General features: G+C 74.5%; 12 protein-coding genes and 1 pseudogene. 4 read left to right on the top strand and 9 right to left on the bottom strand.

Features of this window, described 5'->3' with window-relative positions:
- Positions 1–143 precede the first annotated feature (143 nt).
- Both ACRWNP_RS26150 and ACRWNP_RS26145 read right to left on the bottom strand, forming a co-directional pair.
- Entirely contained in the window at positions 144–2,237 is a 2,094-nt protein-coding gene (locus ACRWNP_RS26150) for a SpoIIE family protein phosphatase (RefSeq protein ID WP_431965427.1), read from the bottom strand.
- Positions 2,238–2,360: 123 nt separating this feature from the next.
- Complete coding sequence (locus ACRWNP_RS26145) at positions 2,361–4,808, bottom strand: SpoIIE family protein phosphatase (RefSeq protein WP_431965425.1); 2,448 nt, start codon at positions 4,806–4,808, stop codon at positions 2,361–2,363.
- A gap of 273 nt (positions 4,809–5,081) precedes the next feature.
- On the opposite strand from ACRWNP_RS26145, the gene ACRWNP_RS26140 reads away from it, so the two are divergent.
- Complete coding sequence (locus ACRWNP_RS26140; RefSeq protein ID WP_431965423.1) at positions 5,082–5,984, top strand: hypothetical protein; 903 nt, start codon at positions 5,082–5,084, stop codon at positions 5,982–5,984.
- Positions 5,985–5,990: 6 nt separating this feature from the next.
- Here the strand turns inward: ACRWNP_RS26140 and ACRWNP_RS26135 are convergent, their stop codons facing one another.
- Both ACRWNP_RS26135 and ACRWNP_RS26130 read right to left on the bottom strand, forming a co-directional pair.
- Positions 5,991–7,244: a PucR family transcriptional regulator gene (locus ACRWNP_RS26135; RefSeq protein ID WP_431965422.1), complete on the bottom strand. Its 1,254-nt coding sequence runs from the start codon at positions 7,242–7,244 to the stop codon at positions 5,991–5,993.
- 34 nt (positions 7,245–7,278) lie between these two features.
- Positions 7,279–7,464, bottom strand: a pseudogene (locus ACRWNP_RS26130) (AzlD domain-containing protein); the annotation flags it as partial.
- A gap of 126 nt (positions 7,465–7,590) precedes the next feature.
- On the opposite strand from ACRWNP_RS26130, the gene ACRWNP_RS26125 reads away from it, so the two are divergent.
- From ACRWNP_RS26125 to ACRWNP_RS26115, 3 genes are all read left to right on the top strand, one after another.
- A complete protein-coding gene (locus tag ACRWNP_RS26125) occupies positions 7,591–12,300 on the top strand; it encodes an ATP-dependent helicase (RefSeq protein ID WP_431965421.1) in 4,710 nt (1,569 codons plus the stop codon).
- 18 nt (positions 12,301–12,318) lie between these two features.
- Positions 12,319–13,128, top strand: coding sequence for a DNA-formamidopyrimidine glycosylase family protein (locus ACRWNP_RS26120; RefSeq protein WP_431965420.1), 810 nt, complete (start codon positions 12,319–12,321; stop codon positions 13,126–13,128).
- A 655-nt stretch (positions 13,129–13,783) separates the two neighbouring features.
- Positions 13,784–13,963, top strand: a complete 180-nt coding sequence (locus tag ACRWNP_RS26115; protein WP_431965418.1) for an SDR family oxidoreductase — start codon at positions 13,784–13,786, stop codon at positions 13,961–13,963.
- Between the two features lie 530 nt (positions 13,964–14,493).
- Here the strand turns inward: ACRWNP_RS26115 and ACRWNP_RS26110 are convergent.
- The 5 genes from ACRWNP_RS26110 to rimO all read right to left on the bottom strand — a co-directional run bounded on the left by ACRWNP_RS26110 (position 14,494) and on the right by rimO (position 18,360).
- Complete coding sequence (locus tag ACRWNP_RS26110) at positions 14,494–14,964, bottom strand: Dps family protein (RefSeq protein ID WP_431965416.1); 471 nt, start codon at positions 14,962–14,964, stop codon at positions 14,494–14,496.
- A 160-nt stretch (positions 14,965–15,124) separates the two neighbouring features.
- Positions 15,125–15,508 carry a helix-turn-helix domain-containing protein gene (locus ACRWNP_RS26105; protein WP_089228334.1) on the bottom strand — a complete coding sequence of 128 codons (384 nt, stop codon included), beginning with the start codon at positions 15,506–15,508 and terminating at the stop codon, positions 15,125–15,127.
- Positions 15,509–15,602: 94 nt separating this feature from the next.
- Positions 15,603–16,145: a CinA family protein gene (locus ACRWNP_RS26100; protein ID WP_431965414.1), complete on the bottom strand. Its 543-nt coding sequence runs from the start codon at positions 16,143–16,145 to the stop codon at positions 15,603–15,605.
- A complete protein-coding gene (gene pgsA / locus ACRWNP_RS26095) occupies positions 16,142–16,879 on the bottom strand; it encodes a CDP-diacylglycerol--glycerol-3-phosphate 3-phosphatidyltransferase (RefSeq protein ID WP_431965412.1) in 738 nt (245 codons plus the stop codon). The genes ACRWNP_RS26100 and pgsA overlap by 4 nt, the downstream gene beginning before the upstream one ends.
- Complete coding sequence (rimO, locus tag ACRWNP_RS26090; protein WP_431965410.1) at positions 16,876–18,360, bottom strand: 30S ribosomal protein S12 methylthiotransferase RimO; 1,485 nt, start codon at positions 18,358–18,360, stop codon at positions 16,876–16,878. The genes pgsA and rimO overlap by 4 nt, the downstream gene beginning before the upstream one ends.
- Between the last annotated feature and the right edge of the window lie 24 nt (positions 18,361–18,384).

Below are 18,384 nucleotides of genomic sequence, written 5' to 3'. Positions count from 1 at the left end.
CCGCCGCGCTCCGTCGCCCCGGAGGGTGCGTCAGACAAACCGGGTCCGTTCGCTTGAGGGGGCGGCGGGCCGCGGTGGCGTCAGGGGCTTCGAGGGTGCCGGAGGCCGTGGAAGCGGCGGAACGCCGCGAGGGGCGGCCGAAGTCAGCCCGGTGGCGGCGCGGGGAGGGCCTGCTCGGTCCAGATCGTCTTGCCGTCCTCCGCATAACGCGTGCCCCACATTTCGGCGAGCTGGGCGATGATGAACAGCCCGCGGCCGCCCTCGTCCACGGTGCGCGCGTGCAGCAGGTGCGGGGCGGCGGGGCTGGCGTCCCGGACCTCGCAGGTCAGCATCCGGTCGTGGATCAGGCGCAGCCGCATCGGAGGGCTCCCGTAGCGGATGGCGTTGGTGACGAGCTCGCTGACGATCAGCTCGGTGTTGAAGGCGGTGTCCTCGTCCGCTCCCCACATGGCGAGCCGGTCGCGGACCAGGGCCCGCGCGGTGGCGACCGCCGTGAGGTCCTCCCCGAGCGGCCAGGCGGCGACGCGGTCGGCGGGGAAGGGGCGCGTGCGGGCCAGCAGGAGCATGGGCACACCCCGGTCGACGCCCGCGGGAAGCGTGTACATGATCTCGTCGCACAGGTCCTGGAGCGGACGGCCCCGCCCCGGCGGGCGGCCCTTGAGCAGGGTGGAGCCGCCCGCCAGGTGCAGGGACAGCACAGGCGAGCTGGTGAAGGCCAGGACGCTGCCCTCCGGGATGTCGAGCTCGGCGGCAGCGAACGGCGTCCCCCCTGCGGTGCCCAGCCGCGGCCCGTCCGGGATGTCCGGGATCTGAGCGCTGCCGTCCGGCCGTACGATCACCGGCGCCAGATGACCGGCGCGGGCCATCGTGCATCTGCCGGTCAGCGGGTCGTAGACGGCGTAGAGGCAGGCGGCGGTCAGCGCCTCCCGGTGCAACGGGTCGGCGGGCGGCAAGGAGGCCCGCTCGGCGGCGAGGTGGGTCGTGATGTCGTTGAGCCGGGCCAGCAGTTCGTCGGGCCCCAGGTCGAACGCGCTCAGCGAGCGGATGACGGTGCGCAACTGGCCCATGCCGGCGGTGGCGTGGATGCCCTGTCCGGCGACGTCCCCGACGACGAGGGCGGTACGGGCGCTGGACAACGGGATCGTGTCGTACCAGGACCCCGCGGCGATCTCTTTGGCCGTCGACAGGTAGGCCGTCTCCAGCGCGGTGTGCGAGACGGGGCGACGGGGCAGCAGGTGCCGCTGCACCGTGGCGGCGATGCTGTGCTCCCGGGTGTAGCGACGGGCGTTGTCGATGCACAGGGCGGTGTGGTCGGCCAGTTGCAGCGCGATCTCGACGTCGTCCTCGGTGAAGGGCTCCAGCCGTTCCGCGCGGTAGAGGCTGATCAGCCCCAGCACCGTCCCGCGCAGCGCCAGGGGCACCGTGAGCAGCGTCCGCACCCCAGAGGCACGGATCGCCCGGGCGCGGGCGGGGTCGGTGGCCAGCCAGGGCAGTCCGGCGTGCAGCCGCAGGACACGCGGACGCAGGTCGGACAGGGCCTGCGTGTACGGGGTCGGGTCGGGCAGGCTCCGCACGTCGCCCACCGGGTACGCCTGGGGCTGCCCGGGGCCTGCGCTGCTGCCGAAGGCGGCCCGCCTCAGCGGGGTGCCCCGGGGCAGCGGCGACAGTGGCGGGTCGTCGCCGCGGACCACGTCGTCGACGACCTCCACCACGACGGCGTCGGCGAAGGCGGGCACCAGGGCGCCGACGAGCTCCTCGCAGGTCACCACCACGTCCAGGGTGCGCCCCACGCGATCGCGCACCGTGTTGAGGACGCGCAGCCGGGCACGCCCCTTCTCCCGCTCGGTCACGTCCACCACGGCGAGCGCGACGCCGAGGACCGTGCCGTCCGGATCCTCCAGACGGAAGACGGAGACCGAGTAGGAGTGCTCCGCGCCGTTCCCGGAGATCGGACGTGTCCGCACGACGTCCTCGATCAGGGGCACTCCGGTCTCCAGCACCCGGCGCACGCGCTCCTCCACGTCGTCGGGCGAGACAACGGGATAGGCGTCGCGGAAGTACCGCCCGAGGAGGTCCTCCGCCCGCACCCCGCGCATGGCGGGGGTGCCCATGTTGACGCGGACGACGCGCAGCTCCGGGTCGAGGACGTGCAGTCCGACCGGCGACTGGGTGAAAAGGGCACGCAGGATCGCCGCCTCCGCGTCGCCCAGGGAAGGGAGCGGGCCGTCGTGCGCCACTGGAACCACCTCCGTCGGCGTACGCGCGGTGCGCCGCGCGGCACCACCTACAATCGTGCTCCCAGGTTTAGTGCGAACCACCCGAACCGGCGACCCGGGCGGCCCGGACGCTTGACGCGAACCTCAGGACTCGGAGAGCGGCTGCTCCGCCCAGATGGTCTTCCCGCCCGCGGTGTACCGGCTGCCCCAGCGGCTGGAGAGCTGGGCGACGAGGAACAGTCCGCGGCCGCCCTCGTCGGACAGCCGGGCGCGGCGCAGCCGGGGCTGGGTCTGGCTCGGGTCGGACACCTCACAGACCAGGGTGTCGTCACGGATCAGGCGCAGTCCGACCGGGGCGCCGCCGTAGCGGATCGCGTTGGTGACCAGCTCACTGGTGATGAGTTCGGTCGTGAACGCCAGGTGCTTGAGGTCCCACAGCTGCAGCTGGCTCTCCACCGCGGTCCTGGCCCGCACCACGACGGCGGGATCGGCGGGGAACTCCCAGGTGGCGACGGATCCGGGCGGCAGGGGGCGCAAGCGGGCCACGAGCAGCGTGACGTCGTCGCCGGGCGGCTCGGCGAGGAGTTCCTCGAGGATCGCCCGGCCGGTCCGGGCGGGGCTGCGCGTTCCGGTGGGGTCCGCCGCCAGCACCGAGCACAACCGGTCCAGCCGCTCCCGCGCGGAGCCGTCGGGGTGGGAGATGAGCGGTTCGTTGAAGAACGCGAGCACGCTGCCAGGGGGGACCTCGAAGCCGACCGGTTCGAAGGGCAGGCTGTCCACGCCCAGCGCCGGACCGGGCTTGAGGCCGATCACCTCGGCGCGGGCGCCCGGCGCGGCGTACACCGGCGGCGGATGCCCGGCGCTCGCCATCTCGCAGCGGCCCTCGACGGGGTCGTAGACGCAGTACAGGCAGGTGGCGCCGACCGCGCTGCCGCGCGCGGTTCCGTTCTCCTCCTCACCGGGCGGCGGGGCGACGTCGCCGAGCCTGACGACGAGGTCGTCCAGATGGGCCAGGAGTTCGCCGGGCGGCAGGTCGAGGTCGGCCAGGGTCTGCACCGCCGTGCGCAGCCTCCCCATGGTGGCCGCCGCGTTCAGGCCGTGGCCGGTGACGTCTCCGCTGACCAGCGCCAGCCGGCTGGAGGACAGCGGGATCACGTCGAACCAGGCGCCGCCGACGGCCTCGGTCGTGCTCGCCGGCACATAGCTGCCGGCGGTCAGCACCCCGCTGGTCTCGGTGATCGACGGCGGGAGCAGGCTGCGCTGCAGCGCCTCGACGGTGCGGTGCTCGCGCGTGTAACGGCGGGCGTTGTCCAGACCCAGGGAGGCCCGCGAGGCCAGTTCCTCGGCGAGGTCGGCGTCGCCGAGGCCGTAGGGCGGGAGGGCGGCGGTCCGCCACATCACCAGGACGCCGAGCACCAGGCCGCGCGCGATCAGCGGCACGCTCAGGAAGGAGGTGGCCGCGTCGGGCAGCAGCAGCCGGCTGCGTTCCAGGTCCCCGGCCAGGCCCTCGCGCCAGGAGGTCAGATCCGCCCTGTAGACGGCCGCGCCGCGGCGCAGGTGGTCACTCTCCAGGCTGCGCAGGCGGAAGCCGGCGCCCCGGGGGTGGATCTCGGGGGGCCACGAACCGTCGGAGGAGGCCACCGCGACCCGGCGGAAGGGGGCGCCGAGCCGGAACTCGCCCGGCTCCTGGCCGATCAGCACGGTGTGGGTCAGGTCGACGGCGGCCAGGTCGGCGAAGCGGTGGGAGACGAGCACGTCCACGAGTTCCTGGGCCACCCTGGCGACGTCCAGACTGCGGCCGATGCGCTCGGCGGCGGCGTGCATCAGCTCCATGCGCTGGCGGGCGGCGTGCTCCTGGGTGACGTCGGTGAAGATGACGGCGACCCCGACGGGGCGGTCGTTCGCGCCGTGCAGCCGGAAGGCGGAGAAGGAGGCCAGCCGCTTCACGTCCGGCGCCTCCCGGCGCCGGGCGCTGTGCACCCAGTCGACGAGCGGCTCCCCGGTCTCGGCCACGCGCTCGAGCTGCTCGCGCAGGGTCTCCGCGTCCTTGGGCAGGAGGACGTCCTCCAGGCCCCAGCGCGCGGGATCGACATGGAGGTCGTCGAGCGTCGCGGACAGGCCGAGGGCGCCGGGGAAGACGTTGAGCCGGGTGGTCTGCAGCGCCATGTCGTGGATCGCCAGGCCCACGTGCCGCTGCTGGAAGAGGGCCCTGAGCAGCGCCTCGTCCTCCTTGCGGCGTTCCGCCACCGCGCGGGGTGTGGCCGTCACGACCAGGCCGCCGGCCGGCCCGCAGGCCGCGGCCACCGACTGCACCCGCAGTCGCACCGGGACCGCGGTGCCGTCGGTGTGCCGCAGTTCGGCATCGCCCTCGGCGTCGGCGGCACCGGCCGCGGGAAGGTGGCGTGCCCACGCGTCAGGGGTCGTCAGGAGTTCGGCGACCGGACGTCCGCACACCGCCCCGGGGGGCCGACCGGTCAGCTCGCGGACCGAGCCGGTGCACATGAGGACGTCGCCGTGCCCGTCGATGACGAACAGGGCGCAGCGGCCGTCATGCGGCGAGCCGAGGTTGTCCGGCTCGGTGTGTGTAGTCACCCGGTCGTCCGATGTCGTGGTTCCCCCTCCCATTCAAACCCTTGGGAGCCCGCGCGCGCATCGCCACCGGGCTCGGCCGGGCGGTACCGCCACCCGCGATGGATCGTCCACGACGCCCCTCCCCCGCGTTTTCCGGCACATTGAGTCCGGGGCGCGCCGGGCCGTCAACTTTCGTCGGCCTGTGACCCGTACTGGGGGGCGCGTGGTCGCACGCCCGGGTGCTCCCTACGCACTTCTGTGTGCAGAGCGCTTACGGAGGCCTACTGTGCGCACATGCCAGCAACCCCGCTAGAACGCGCCGAGCATTTCGTGTGGCTGACCGCACGCGTGCTCGAGCAGCGCAGGTTCGCGTACCACTTCCGGAACGGCCCCGCGGACGCGGTGGAGACCGCGCTGTCCGCCTACCGCAACGGCGACGACGGATTCGGTCACGCCCTGGAGCCCGATCTGCGCGGCACGGTCAGCCAGCCGCTGCACGCGGCCCACGCGCTGCGCGTGCTCGACGAGATCGGCAGGTGCGGCGGCCAGCGCGCCGAGCGCATCTGCCGCTATGTGACGGCCGTGTCGACCCCGGAGGGCGCGCTGCCCGCGCTCCACCCCTCGCTGCGCGGCTTCCCGGTCGCGCCCTGGCTGCCGCTGGTGGACGACCCTCCGGGCGACCTGCTGGCCACCGCGCCCGTGGTGGGCACGTTGCACCGAAACGAGGTGTGGCACGCCTGGCTGTTCCGGGCCACGGACTTCTGCTGGGCGGCGATCGAGACGCTGGACAAGACCCACCCCGGCGAGGCCGTGGCCGCGATGGCGTTCCTGGACCACGCGCCCGACCGCGCGCGGGCCCGGGCGGCGGCGGCGCGGCTGGGACGGATCGTGCGCGAGCAGCGGCTCGTCGTGCTGGACCCGGGGCGGCACCCGGAGCCCGCGCTGCCGTCCGGCTCCCCCGACGGTGAGCACCGTTTCGCCTACGACTACGCCCGCACGCCGGACTCCCCGGCGCGTGAGTGGTTCACGGACGCGGAGATGGACCGCGCGCTGGACTTCCTGGCGGCCGCCCAGCAGGACGACGGCGGCTGGCCCGCGCGCCGGCCCGCGTGGGCGCCCGGCACGCTGCTGGAATGGCGGCCCCTGGTCACCCTCGACGCGCTGCTCATCCTGCGGGCGTACGGACGCCTGGTCTGAGCCGGCTCACCCGGCGGCGTCGCGCAGCAGCAGCGCGGCCAGTGCCAGGGCCGTGCCGTGCGGCGCGGCGAGGTCGAGCCCGGTGAGTTCGCAGATCCGGGCGAGCCGGTTGTCGACGGTGTTGGGGTGCAGCCCCAACTGCCGTGCGGTGCTGCGGCGTTCCTGCCGGCTGCCGAGGTAGGTCCGCAGCGTCTCGACCAGGTCCTGGCGGCCCGCGATCGGTTCGAGCAGGGCCGCTATCCGGTCGCTGCTCTCGTCGCGCCGTGACAGGTGGTACTCCAGCAGCACGTCGTCGAGCCGGTGCAGCCCCGGCGGCAGCCCGCCCGCGCGCGCCACCCGCAGCACCTCCGACGCCGTGCGGGCGGCGGCGGGGATGTCTGCGGGGCCGGCGGCCGTGACGACGGCCAGGCGCAGGCCCGCGGAGCAGACGCGGCGCAGCGGGACGAGCAGCGCGTCGTCGCCGCCCGGCAGAGCCGGGTGCCCGGGGACGACGGCGTGGCCCCCGGTGTCGTCGAGCAGGGCCGGCACCTCGGTGCCGAAAGCACGGTCGAGCGCCGCCTGGGCGCGGCGCGGTCTGCGGTGCGCGCCCGCCGGGTGGCGGCCGGCGGCGTCCTCGGGCGGGAAGTGGAGGGCGAGCACCAGGCCGCCGTCCGTCAGGCCCAGCCGCTCGGCGGGGACACGTTCCGGCGGGAGCGAGCCGTCCAGCAGCGCACGCAGCAGGACGCGGCGCTCCGCACGGCGTTCGGCCGCGAGCGTGCTCTGCTCGTCCAGGTACGTCTCGGAGACGGCACCGACGATGTCCTCCTGGATGCCGATGAGGACGTCGGCGAGTTCGGCGAGCGCGGCTTCCTCACCCGGCCGGGCCACCTCGCGCAGCGCCCGCCACAGCACGGTGGTGCCGCGCAGATGGCCGCGCAGCACCAGGTGCAGGGGCAGCCCTTCCTCGGCGCGCTGGGCGGCGCGTTCCCTGAAGCGGTCGAGGTCGCCCCGCTCCGGCCGTTCGGCGGGAGTGCCGTGGACGACCCGGCGCAGGAAGAGCCGCAGGCCGTGGCGTGCGGTGGCGGCCAGCTCCCCGTCCTTCACGTCGGCGGGCAGCTCGGCGCAACCGGGGAGGTCGGCGCAACCGGGGAGGTCGGCGAAGGCGCGGACGGTCATGGAGCGGGCGATCTCGTTCACCTTGTGCTCGCAGCGCGCCGCGAGGGCGCGGGCCGCGTCGGAGAGGACCGGCAGGGAGTCGACGGCCATAATCCCACCCCTCACTCGCGCATCCTTTGTGACCGGTCACACTAACCCGTCATCCGGTGACGGTCCGCGGCGCTCCGGTCACCACCACCGCCACGGTGACGGCCACCAGGAAGGGGGCGCGGCAGCAGGAGGGCGACGCCGGCCGCCGCCGGACCCGCGGCACGCGCGTCGAGCACGAGCCCGCGGCCGTCCCGAAGGTCTGCGGAGCGGTGAAGGCCGCCAGCAGGGGCGCTGGGCGGCAGCGCGGCCGGCCGCCGTCTGCGCCCGCACCCGCCCCGCTCCCGGCCGCCTCCGCCCGGTAAGGGCGCTGCGCTCACGGAGTGCGGGCGGTTTGTCAGTGCGGCGAGGCAGGATGGATGGCATGTCGCGACGGAGCACCGGGGGCACCCCGCAGGAGCAGGATCCCGCGGGGGCCCTCCACGCGTTCGCCCCCGCCACTCGCGCGTGGTTCACGGGGGCCTTTCACGCGCCCACAGCCGCCCAGGCGGGGGCGTGGCGCGCGATCGCCGGCGGGTCCGACGTACTCGTGGTGGCCCCCACCGGCTCCGGGAAGACGCTCGCCGCGTTCCTGGCCGCCCTCGACCGGCTGGCCTCGGCGCCGCCGCCCGCCGACGCCAAGCGCCGGTGCCGCGTGCTGTACGTGTCGCCGCTGAAGGCACTCGCCGTCGACGTGGAGCGCAATCTGCGCAGTCCGCTGACCGGACTGCGGCACGAGTCCGTGCGGCTCGGCCTGCCGGAGCCGGAGGTGCGGGTGGGCATCCGGTCGGGCGACACCCCGGCCGCCGAGCGGCGCGCGCTCGCGACCCGCCCGCCGGACATCCTGATCACGACCCCCGAGTCGCTGTTCCTGATGCTGACCTCCTCGACCCGGGAGTCACTGCGCGGCGTCGAGACGGTGATCCTGGACGAGGTGCACGCCGTCGCCGGGACGAAGCGCGGCGCCCACCTGGCGCTGTCGCTGGAGCGGCTGGACGAGCTGCTGGAGCGCCCCGCGCGCCGCATCGGCCTGTCGGCGACGGTTCGCCCGGTGGACGAGGTGGCGCGCTTCCTGTCGCCGCAGCGCAAGGTGACGGTCGTCCAGCCCCCGTCGCAGAAGGAGTTCGACCTCTCGGTGGTCGTCCCCGTCGAGGACCTGGGCGAGCTGGGCGGCTCCCCGGCCACCGAGGGCGACGACCCGCGGCCCTCGATCTGGCCGCACGTCGAGGAGCGCATCGCCGACCTGGTGCAGGACCACCGCTCCACGATCGTCTTCGCCAACTCGCGCCGTCTGGCCGAGCGGCTGTGCAACCGGCTCAACGAGATCGCCTACGAGCGGGCCATGGGCGAGCCCCTGCCCGAGGGCGCACCGCCCGCGGAGATCATGGCGCAGTCCGGTGCGGCGCACGGGGCACCGCCGCTGCTGGCCAGGGCGCACCACGGCTCGGTCTCCAAGGAGCAGCGCGCCCAGGTGGAGGAGGACCTCAAGGCGGGGCGGCTGCCGGCCGTCGTCGCCACCTCCAGCCTGGAGCTGGGCATCGACATGGGCGCGGTGGACCTGGTCGTCCAGGTGGAGTCGCCGCCCTCGGTGGCCTCCGGACTGCAGCGCGTGGGCCGGGCCGGGCACCAGGTGGGGGCGGTGTCGACCGGCGTGGTCTTCCCCAAGTACCGCGGCGATCTGGTGCAGTCGGCGGTCGTCACCGAGCGCATGCGGGAAGGCGCGATCGAGGCGCTGCGCATCCCGGCCAACCCCCTGGACGTCCTGGCGCAGCAACTGGTCGCGATGACGGCGCTCGACACCTGGGACATCGACGATCTGCTGGCCGTGGTGCGCCGGGCCGCGCCCTTCGCGGCGCTGCCGCACTCGGCGTTCGCCGCGGTGCTGGACATGCTGGCCGGGCGCTACCCGTCGGACGCCTTCGCGGAGTTGCGGCCGCGCGTGGTGTGGGACCGGGTGGCGAACACCGTGGCGGGCCGGCCCGGCGCGCAGCGCCTGGCGGTGACCTCGGGCGGCACGATCCCCGACCGCGGCCTGTTCGGGGTCTTCCTGGCCGGCGCCGACCCGAAGAAGGGCGGCGGCCGGGTCGGCGAGCTGGACGAGGAGATGGTCTACGAGTCCCGGGTGGGCGATGTCTTCACCCTGGGCACGACCTCGTGGCGGATCGAGGACATCACCCGCGACCGGGTGCTGGTCTCCCCCGCGCCGGGGGTGCCCGGGCGGCTGCCGTTCTGGAAGGGGGACCAGCTCGGCCGCCCGCTCGAACTCGGCCGTGCGCTCGGCGCCTTCCTGCGCGAGGTCGCCGCCCTGGATCCGGAGAAGGGCCGGGCCCGGCTGGCCGCCGCGGGCCTGGACCCGTGGGCGGTCGACAATGTGCTGGCCTACCTGGAGGAGCAGCGAAAGGCCTGCGGCCATGTGCCCGACGACCGCACCATCGTGGTGGAGCGCTTCCGGGACGAGCTGGGCGACTGGCGGGTGGTCGTCCACTCCCCCTTCGGCGCCCAGGTGCACGCCCCGTGGGCGCTCGCGCTGGGCGCCCGGCTCGGTGAGCGGTACGGCTTCGACGCGCAGGTGATGCACGCCGACGACGGCATCGTGCTGCGCCTGCCGGACGCGGACCTGATGGGCCTGGACCTGCTCGACGTGGACCCGGCGCGGCAGGGCACCGAGTACGACGCCGACCAGTCCCCGGTCGGCGCCGCGGACGTCGCCTTCGACAAGGGCGAGGTCGAGCAGCTCGTCACCGACCAGGTCGGCGGTTCCGCGCTGTTCGCGTCCCGGTTCCGGGAGTGCGCAGCCCGCGCGCTGCTGCTGCCGCGCCGCGACCCGGGCAGGCGCACGCCGCTGTGGCAGCAGCGCCAGCGGGCCGCCCAGCTGCTCCAGGTGGCGTCGGAGTTCGGTTCGTTCCCGATCGTGCTGGAGGCCGTCCGCGAGTGCCTGCAGGACGTCTTCGACGTCCCCGGGCTGGTCGAGCTCATGGGCGACATCGAGTCCCGCAAGGTGCGGCTGGTCGAGGTGACGACGCCCGAGCCGTCCCCGTTCGCCAAGTCGCTGCTCTTCGGCTACGTGGCGCAGTTCCTCTACGAGGGCGACTCGCCGCTGGCCGAGCGGCGCGCCGCGGCGCTCTCGCTGGACTCCCGGCTGCTGGCGGAGCTCCTGGGCCAGGCCGAGCTGCGCGAGCTGCTCGACGCCGACGTGATGGTGGAGCTGGAGCGCGAGCTGCAGTGGCTCACCGAGGACCGGCGGATCAGGAGCCCCGAGGGGGTCGCCGACGTGCTGCGGGTGCTGGGCCCGCTGGACGACGCCGAGCTGGCCGCGCGTGGTGCCGAGCCGGGCTGGGCGGCCGCCCTGGAGGGCGCGCGCCGGGCGATCAGGGTGCGTGTCGCGGGCACGGACCGCTGGGCCGCCGTGGAGGACGCCGGGCGGCTGCGGGACGCGCTCGGCACCGCGCTGCCGGTCGGTGTGCCGGAGGCCTTCACCGAGCCCGTCAAGGACCCGCTGGCCGATCTGCTGGCCCGCTACGCCCGTACCCACGGGCCGTTCACCTCGGCCGAGGCCGCCCAGCGCTTCGGCCTGGGCACCGCCGTCGCCGACGGCACCCTGCACCGCCTCGCCGCGTCCGGCCGGGTCGTGCAGGGCGAGTTCCGGCCCGGCGGCGCGGGCCACGAGTGGTGCGACGCCGGTGTGCTGCGCAGGCTGCGGCGGCGCTCGCTGGCGGCCCTGCGGCACGAACTGGAGCCCGTGCCGCCGGCCACGCTGGCCACCTTCCTGCCGCAGTGGCAGCACGTGGGCACGCACAGCCTGCGCGGCCTGGACGGCCTGGTGCGGGCCGTCGAGCAACTCCAGGGCGCCGCGGTCCCCGCCTCGGCCCTGGAGAAGCTGGTCCTGCCCGCCCGCGTGGCGGACTACACCCCCGCGATGCTGGACGAGCTGACGTCGGCGGGCGAGATCGTGTGGGCGGGGGCCGGTGCCCTGCAGGGCAAGGACGGCTGGGTGTCGCTGTATCCCGCCGACACCGCGCCCCTGTTGCTGCCGCAGCCGCAGCCCCTGGAGCTCTCCCCGGTGCACCGCGCGGTCCTGGATGCGCTCTCGGGCGGCTACGGGCTGTTCTTCCGGCAGGTCTCCGAGCAGGTCCGCGCCGCCGGGCACGAGGTGTCCGATCCGGAACTGGCCGAGGTGGTCTGGGAGCTGGCCTGGTCGGGCCGGCTGACCAACGACACGCTCGCGCCGCTGCGCGCGCTGCTCGGCTCCGGCCGTACGGCGGGCTCCACCGCGCACCGGGCGCCGCGCGCGGTGCCCCGCGGCCGCTACGGCGCCTTCACGGCCCGTACCGGCCGGCCCGCGCCCCGGGTGACGGCGTCGCGGGGCGGGCCGCCGACGACCGCGGGCCGCTGGTCCCTCGTGCCGGCGGCGGAGCCCGACGCGACGCACCGGGCGCACGCCCTCACCCACACCCTGCTGGACCGGCACGGTGTGGTCACCCGGGGCGCGGTGGCCGCCGAGGGCGTGGAGGGCGGCTTCTCGGCCGCGTACCGGGTGCTGTCGGCCTTCGAGGAGACCGGCCAGGCGCGCCGCGGATACGTCGTGGAGGGGCTGGGCGCGGCGCAGTTCGCCATGGACGGTGCCGTGGACCGCCTGCGGGCCATCAGCAACGCGCGGGACCGAGAGGACACCCGGCACGAAAAGACCCGCACCGTGGTGCTGGCCGCGGCCGACCCGGCCAACGCCTACGGCGCCGCCCTGCCGTGGCCGGAGCAGCCCGCCGGGGTGACCCATCGGCCGGGGCGCAAGGCGGGGGCCCTGGTCGTCCTGGTCGACGGCGAGCTCACGCTGTACGTGGAGCGCGGCGGCAAGACGCTGCTGGCCTGGCCCGGCGCCTCCGGAGCGGAGGGCGACGGCCGCGAAGGCGACGGCGCGGACGAGGAGCGGTTGCAGGCGGCCGCCGACGCGCTCGCCCTGGCCGTACGGGACGGCGCGCTCGGCCGGCTGACGGTGGAGCGCACCAACGGCGAGTCCGCGCTCACCTCGGTGCTCGGCCGCACCCTGGAGGCGGCCGGTTTCCACGCGACGCCCCGCGGCCTGCGGCTGCGGGCCTGAACAGGAACAGGGGGATCGGTGCCCGAGGGCGACACGATCTGGCTGGCCGCGCACCGGCTGCACTGGGCACTGGCGGGGCACGAGCTGCTCCGCACGGACCTGCGCGTGCCGCGGCTGGCGACGGCCGATCTGTCGGGACGTCACGTGGAGGAGGTCGTGGCCCGCGGCAAGCACCTGCTGATCCGGGTCGAGGGCGGGCTGACCCTCCACTCGCACCTGCGCATGGACGGTTCCTGGCAGTTGTACGCGCCCGGTGAGCGCTGGCGGGGCGGCCCGGAACACCAGGTCCGGGCGGTCCTGGCCAATGCCGAGCGGGTCGCGGTCGGCTACCGGCTGCCCGTGCTGGAGCTGCTGCGCACCGCCGAGGAGGACCGGGCCGTCGGCCACCTCGGCCCCGATCTGCTGGGCCCGGACTGGGATCCGGCCGAGGCGGTGCGCCGGCTGACCGCCGACCCGGCCCGCCCGGTCGGAGACGCGCTGCTGGACCAGCGCAATCTCGCGGGCATCGGCAACGTCTACAAGTGCGAGCTGTGCTTCCTGCGCGGCATCACGCCCTGGATGCCGGTCGGCGAGGTCCCCGAGCCCGAACAGGTCGTCGCACTCGCCAGGAGGCTGCTGCAGGCCAACAAGACCCGGCACGGCCACATCACCACGGGCGACACCCGGCGCGGCCGGACGCACTGGGTCTACCGCCGCGACCGGCACGGCTGCCTGCGCTGCGGGACGGCGATCCGCGTCGCCGAGCTGGGTCCGCCCGGCCAGACCCGCGCGACGTACTGGTGCCCGCGCTGCCAGCGCGGCCCCGCGCCCGCGGCACGCTCACACTGATTGACGGCCTGTCAGATCCGGTCGTGCGGTCGCCGCATGGCCGTACCGGCGTACGACCTCACCGGGCGCACCGCCCTGGTCGCGGGTGCCGCCAGTGGCATCGGCCGGGCCTCGGCGCTGCTGCTCGCCCGGGCCGGGGCCACCGTCTTCTGCGCGGACGTGGGCGAGCCGCGCCCGGCACACCGCCGAGCCGGAGGTGCAGGCCGGCGGCGTCGCGCGGGCGCGCGCCGTGGACGTCACGACGCGCGCAGGCGGCCGAGGCCGTCGCGGGCGCCGTGGCCGCCCACGGACGGCTGGTCGTCCCGGCCGCCATCGCGGGCGTCATGCGCTCCGGCACCCTCCTGGACACCGACGCTGCGCCCGCGAGGCGGCCCGCCCGATGACCGGGCACGGTACGGGCAGCGTCGTCACCAGGTCACCATGGCCTCCGGCGCCATCGACACCGGCGCCCGCGGGCCGCTCTGCCACTGCGCCTCCAACGCCGCCGTCGTCCAGCCGACCCGGACCTCGCCGCGCGGCTGCGGCCCTACGGGGTACGGGCCAACGCCGTGGCACCCGGCTTCGGCCCGCCGTGGCACCCGGCTTCGGCCCGCCGTGGTGCCCGGCTTCGGCCGCACCCGATGACCAGCCCTACGGCACGGGCCCCGACGGCCTCTTGGACGAACGGTCCCAGGCCCGTGCCGAGGAGGCGCTGGCGCGCGCCGCGCCCCTGGGCCGTGTGGGCGACCCGCAGGACGTGGCGCACACCGTGCTCTTCCCGGCCTCCGACGCCTCAGCCTTCACGACCGGCCAGATCCTGCGCCCCAACAGGGGCGTCGTCATGCCCTGGCAGTGACTGATTTCGCGGTCCCGGGACTCTTCCCGGCAGCCCTCCCGGTGCCGGTTCCCCAACCTCACGGACACCCGCCCGAGCTGCGGATGACGATCCCCGTGACCACCTCGCCGAGTGCAGGGGGACGATGCTGAGCCCCCAGCCACCGGCGACGACCAGGCCCTCGAAGGAGCCTGCCTGCGCGGGCTGGACGATGAGCCTCAGCAGGGCCCACCACCACACCACACCCGCGACGAAAGCGATCGCCCAGCGGACCGGCCGCCGGGCCCACAGCTCGTGAAACAGGCGGAGAGCATGCATGGCCGCCTCCTTCGGAGCCCCGAGGTTGCGGCGGGAATCACCAAGGACCCAGTCCCGGGCTTTCCCCGTACACAGGTGCGATCCCCTGCGGACAAGATCGCTAGACCTCTGCCGCCCCGCCCCTCACAACGTTCACCCGAAAGGAGTACATGCACGGCTACTACCTGCGACATTCCCCGTCCGAAGACAACCCAGGGCGACCGGCCCGGGGCGCCGCCTGGCGCCCCGCCGGCCTACACGTTCTCGGCCTGGAACATCCAGTGGTGCTTCTCGAGCTCGGCCGCGAGGCCGATCAGGATGTCCTGGCTCACCGGATCGGGCTTCTCCGTCGCCCTGATCCCCTCACGCACCCGCCTGATCACGGCGTCCAGCGCCGTGACCATGATCGCGACCACCTTCTCGTCCTTGATCCACCCGTCCGGCACCTCGTCGATGCTGCTGCTCTTGGACACCGTCCCCGCGCGCCCGTCCGGCGTCACCCCGATCGCGGCCGCCCGCTCCGCGACGGTGTCGGCGTAGGTCCGCGCCGTGGTCACCACGTCGTCGAGCTGGAGGTGGACCGACCGGAAGCGCGTCCCGATCACGTTCCAGTGCACCTGCTTGGCGACGAGCGACAGATCGATGAGGTCGCTGAGGGTGTGCTGCAGGGCCTCACCCACGATGCTGCGGTCGGCCTCGGGCAGCGTGCTCTTCACGACGGTCATGCTGCTCCTCCTCGCGAATTGCCTGGCATCGCAGGACCGCCTCCACGACGGTCCGCCTCATGGGCGCCTTCCCCGGAGCAGCGGACCAAACGCGGACGCGCCGTGGCCCCGGCCGGTTGTCCACCGGCCGGGACCACGGTTCGGAACTGCTTGGTGTCGCTCAGGCCGCGACGACGTCCACGGCCTCGGTGGGCGCCTTCGGCGCCTTGATGGTGACTCGCTCGTCCGGACCGGACGGTACGGACGGAACCGCGCCCAGCAGCGGCCGCATAGGCGCGGCTGCCGACTCGACAGCAGCCGACTCGGCGAGCTCGGCAAGCGCCAGATCGTCGCTGACCTCCCGCATCACCTCGGACATCGGGACGTCCAAGGCGTCACAGATCGCGGAGAGCAGTTCGGAGGAAGCCTCCTTCTGCCCTCGTTCGACCTCCGACAGATAGCCCAGGGAGACCCGGGCGGATGAGGAGACCTCACGCAGGGTGCGGCCCTGACGCTGGCGCTGCCGACGCAGCACGTCACCGAGCAGGCGACGGAGCAGAATCATCGGTGGCTCCCTCCTCGGACCGCGAATTCGCAACCTTCTTGCCCCACCGTACCGCCTCCGACACCGGCCGTGCGGGGAGCGATGACGTGTTCACTCAGGGCTGCAAACATCCCTTCCCCCCGCTGTCTTCCCTACCCTTCGCCGTCGGGGATTCGCCGGGTGTTCCCCCGCCCGTCGGAAGCGTCTGCTGCAAGAGGGTCAGAACGGCGTTCACGGTGGTGGTACGGATCGCGGCACGGTCGCCGTTCAACTGCAGTCTCTCGCACCACGAGCCGGTCGGCCCGGCGACCGCCACGTAGACCGTCCCGACCGGCTGCCCGTCCTGCGGGTCGGGCCCGGCGACACCGGTGGTGGACAGCCCCCAGTCGGCGCGCAGGACGCGCCGCACGCCCTCCGCCATCCCCCGTGCGACGTCGGGGTCGACGGCCCCGCGTTCGGCCAGCAGGGCGCCGTCCACGCCCAGCACGTCCCGCTTCAGTTCGGTGGCGTACGCGGTGACCGAGCCGCGGAAGGACGCGGACGCGCCCGGCACCGAGGTCAGCTCGGCGGCGACGAGGCCGCCGGTCAGCGACTCGGCGACGGCGAGCGACTCCCGCCGCGCCTCCAGCAGCCCCAGAACCTCGGCGGCGACGTTCACGCGCCCTGTCCCTGCTCCTCCGGGAACTCCACCGGAGCGTCCTCCGCGATCTCGGCCTCCGGCTCGTCCGCCCCCTCGCGCGCCCGGCGCGCGGCGGCCGAGTGCCGCGCGGCCAGCCCGGCCCGGCGCATGACGACCGCCTGACGCACGTAGTCCAGGCCCGTCACGACGGTCAGTACCACCGCGGCGCCCATCAGGACCGCCCGCAGCGTCGCCAGCGGCCCGGTGAGGATCAGGATGTACATGCCGACGGCGACGCCCTGGGTGAGCGTCTTCAGCTTGCCGCCGCGGCTGGCCGGGATCACTCCCCAGCGGATCACCCAGAACCGCATCAGCGTGATGCCCAGCTCACGGAAGAGGATCAGCGCGGTGACCCACCAGGGCAGGTCCCCGAGGGCGGAGAGCCCGATCAGGGCCGCGCCCATGATCGCCTTGTCGGCGATCGGGTCGGCGATCTTGCCGAAGTCGGTGACCAGCCCGTAGCGCCGGGCCAGCTCGCCGTCGAACAGATCGGTGATCATCGCGATGGCGAACGCCGCCCACGCGAAGGAGCGCCACGCCGGGTCGTGCCCGTCGCCGTGCACGAGCAGCACGACGAAGCCTGGCACCAGCAGCAGCCTCACCATCGTCAGGACGTTGGCGATGTTCCACAGCGAAGGCCGCCGGGCCGCGGCCACCGGGGCTGCGGCTGCGGGCCGGTGGTTGCCGGCGGCGGACGCCGGGACTCCTGTCATCCGCGGGCCTCCTCCGTCGTGCCAAGCGGCTCCGCGACGAGGTCGACGCCTTCGGTGTCCACCACCTTCGCCGCGACGAACGTTCCGGGCACCAGGCCCGCGTGGGAGGTCAGGACGACCTGGCCGTCGGTCTCCGGCGCCTGGTGGGCACCGCGGCCGACCGCGCCCTCCTCCTCGTCGACGGACTCGACCAGCACGTGCACCGTCGAGCCCAGCCGCTCCTCGGCACGCTGTGCGGTCAGCTCCTCGGCCAGCCGCGACACGCGGGCCAGCCGCTCGGCGACGACGTCCTCGTCGAGCTTGTCCTCGTAGCCGGCCGCCTCGGTGCCCTCCTCGTCGGAGTAGCCGAAGACGCCGATGGCGTCGAGCCGGGCGGCGCCCAGGAAGCGCTCCAGTTCCTCCAGGTCCGCCTCCGACTCGCCCGGGAAGCCGACGATGAAGTTGGAGCGGACCCCGGCCTCGGGCGCCTTGGAGCGGATGGTGTCCAGCAGGCCCCAGAAGCGCTCGGTGTCGCCGAAGCGGCGCATCGCGCGCAGCACCCCGGGGGCGGAGTGCTGGAAGGACAGGTCGAAGTAGGGCGCGACCTTCGGCGTCGAGGTGAGCACGTCGATCAGGCCCGGGCGCATCTCGGCGGGCTGCAGGTAGCTGACCCGGATCCGCTCGATGCCGTCGACGGCGGCCAGCTCCGGCAGCAGCGTCTCCAGCAGCCGGATGTCACCGAGGTCCTTGCCGTACGAGGTGTTGTTCTCGCTGACCAGCATGACCTCCTTGACGCCCTGCTCGGCCAGCCAGCGCGTCTCGCCGAGCACGTCCGAGGGGCGGCGGGAGATGAAGGAGCCCCGGAAGGACGGGATGGCGCAGAAGGAGCAGCGGCGGTCACAGCCGGAGGCCAGCTTCACCGAGGCGACCGGGCTGTTGTCCAGACGGCGGCGGAGCGGGGCGCGCGGCCCGGAGGCCGGTGCGAGCCCCTCGGGCAGGTCCTGCGGGGCGGGGGCCGGCTCCGCGGCGGCCTGCGCGTGGCCGGGCAGCGCGACCTGGCTCGCGGCCTGCCGGGCGGCCGGGCTGATCGGGAGCAGCTTGCGGCGGTCACGCGGGGTGTGCGAGGCGTGGACGCCGCCGGAGAGGATCGTCCGCAGGCGGTCGGAGATGTTCGCGTAGTCGTCGAAGCCGAGCACGCCGTCGGCCTCGGGCAGGGCCTCGGCCAGCTCCTTGCCGTAGCGTTCGGCCATGCAGCCGACCGCGACCACGGCCTGGGTACGGCCGTGGCCCTTGAGGTCGTTGGCCTCCAGCAGGGCGTCGACGGAGTCCTTCTTGGCGGCCTCGACGAAGCCGCAGGTGTTCACGACGGCCACGTCGGCGGCGGCGGCGTCCTCGACGAGCTGCCACCCGTCCGCCGCCAGCCGGCCGGCGAGCTCCTCGGAATCCACCTCGTTACGGGCGCAGCCGAGCGTGACAAGAGCGACGGTACGGGGTTCGGACATAGGCTCAGCCTACTTTGTCCCTGG

The sequence above is a fragment of the Actinacidiphila sp. bgisy160 genome (genome assembly GCF_965342435.1).
Taxonomy (GTDB): Bacteria; Actinomycetota; Actinomycetes; order Streptomycetales; family Streptomycetaceae; genus Actinacidiphila.
The sequence above is the reverse complement of the archived record's forward strand: the minus strand, read 5'-3'. Positions and strand labels throughout refer to the sequence as shown.

Coding starts and splice junctions, on each gene's coding strand:
- ACRWNP_RS26125 (WP_431965421.1), top strand. CDS start 7,591: ATGTCGCGACGGAGCACCGGGGGCACCCCGCAGGAGCAGGATCCCGCG.
- ACRWNP_RS26140 (WP_431965423.1), top strand. CDS start 5,082: ATGCCAGCAACCCCGCTAGAACGCGCCGAGCATTTCGTGTGGCTGACC.
- rimO (WP_431965410.1), bottom strand. CDS start 18,360: ATGTCCGAACCCCGTACCGTCGCTCTTGTCACGCTCGGCTGCGCCCGT.
- ACRWNP_RS26110 (WP_431965416.1), bottom strand. CDS start 14,964: ATGACCGTCGTGAAGAGCACGCTGCCCGAGGCCGACCGCAGCATCGTG.
- ACRWNP_RS26105 (WP_089228334.1), bottom strand. CDS start 15,508: ATGATTCTGCTCCGTCGCCTGCTCGGTGACGTGCTGCGTCGGCAGCGC.
- pgsA (WP_431965412.1), bottom strand. CDS start 16,879: ATGACAGGAGTCCCGGCGTCCGCCGCCGGCAACCACCGGCCCGCAGCC.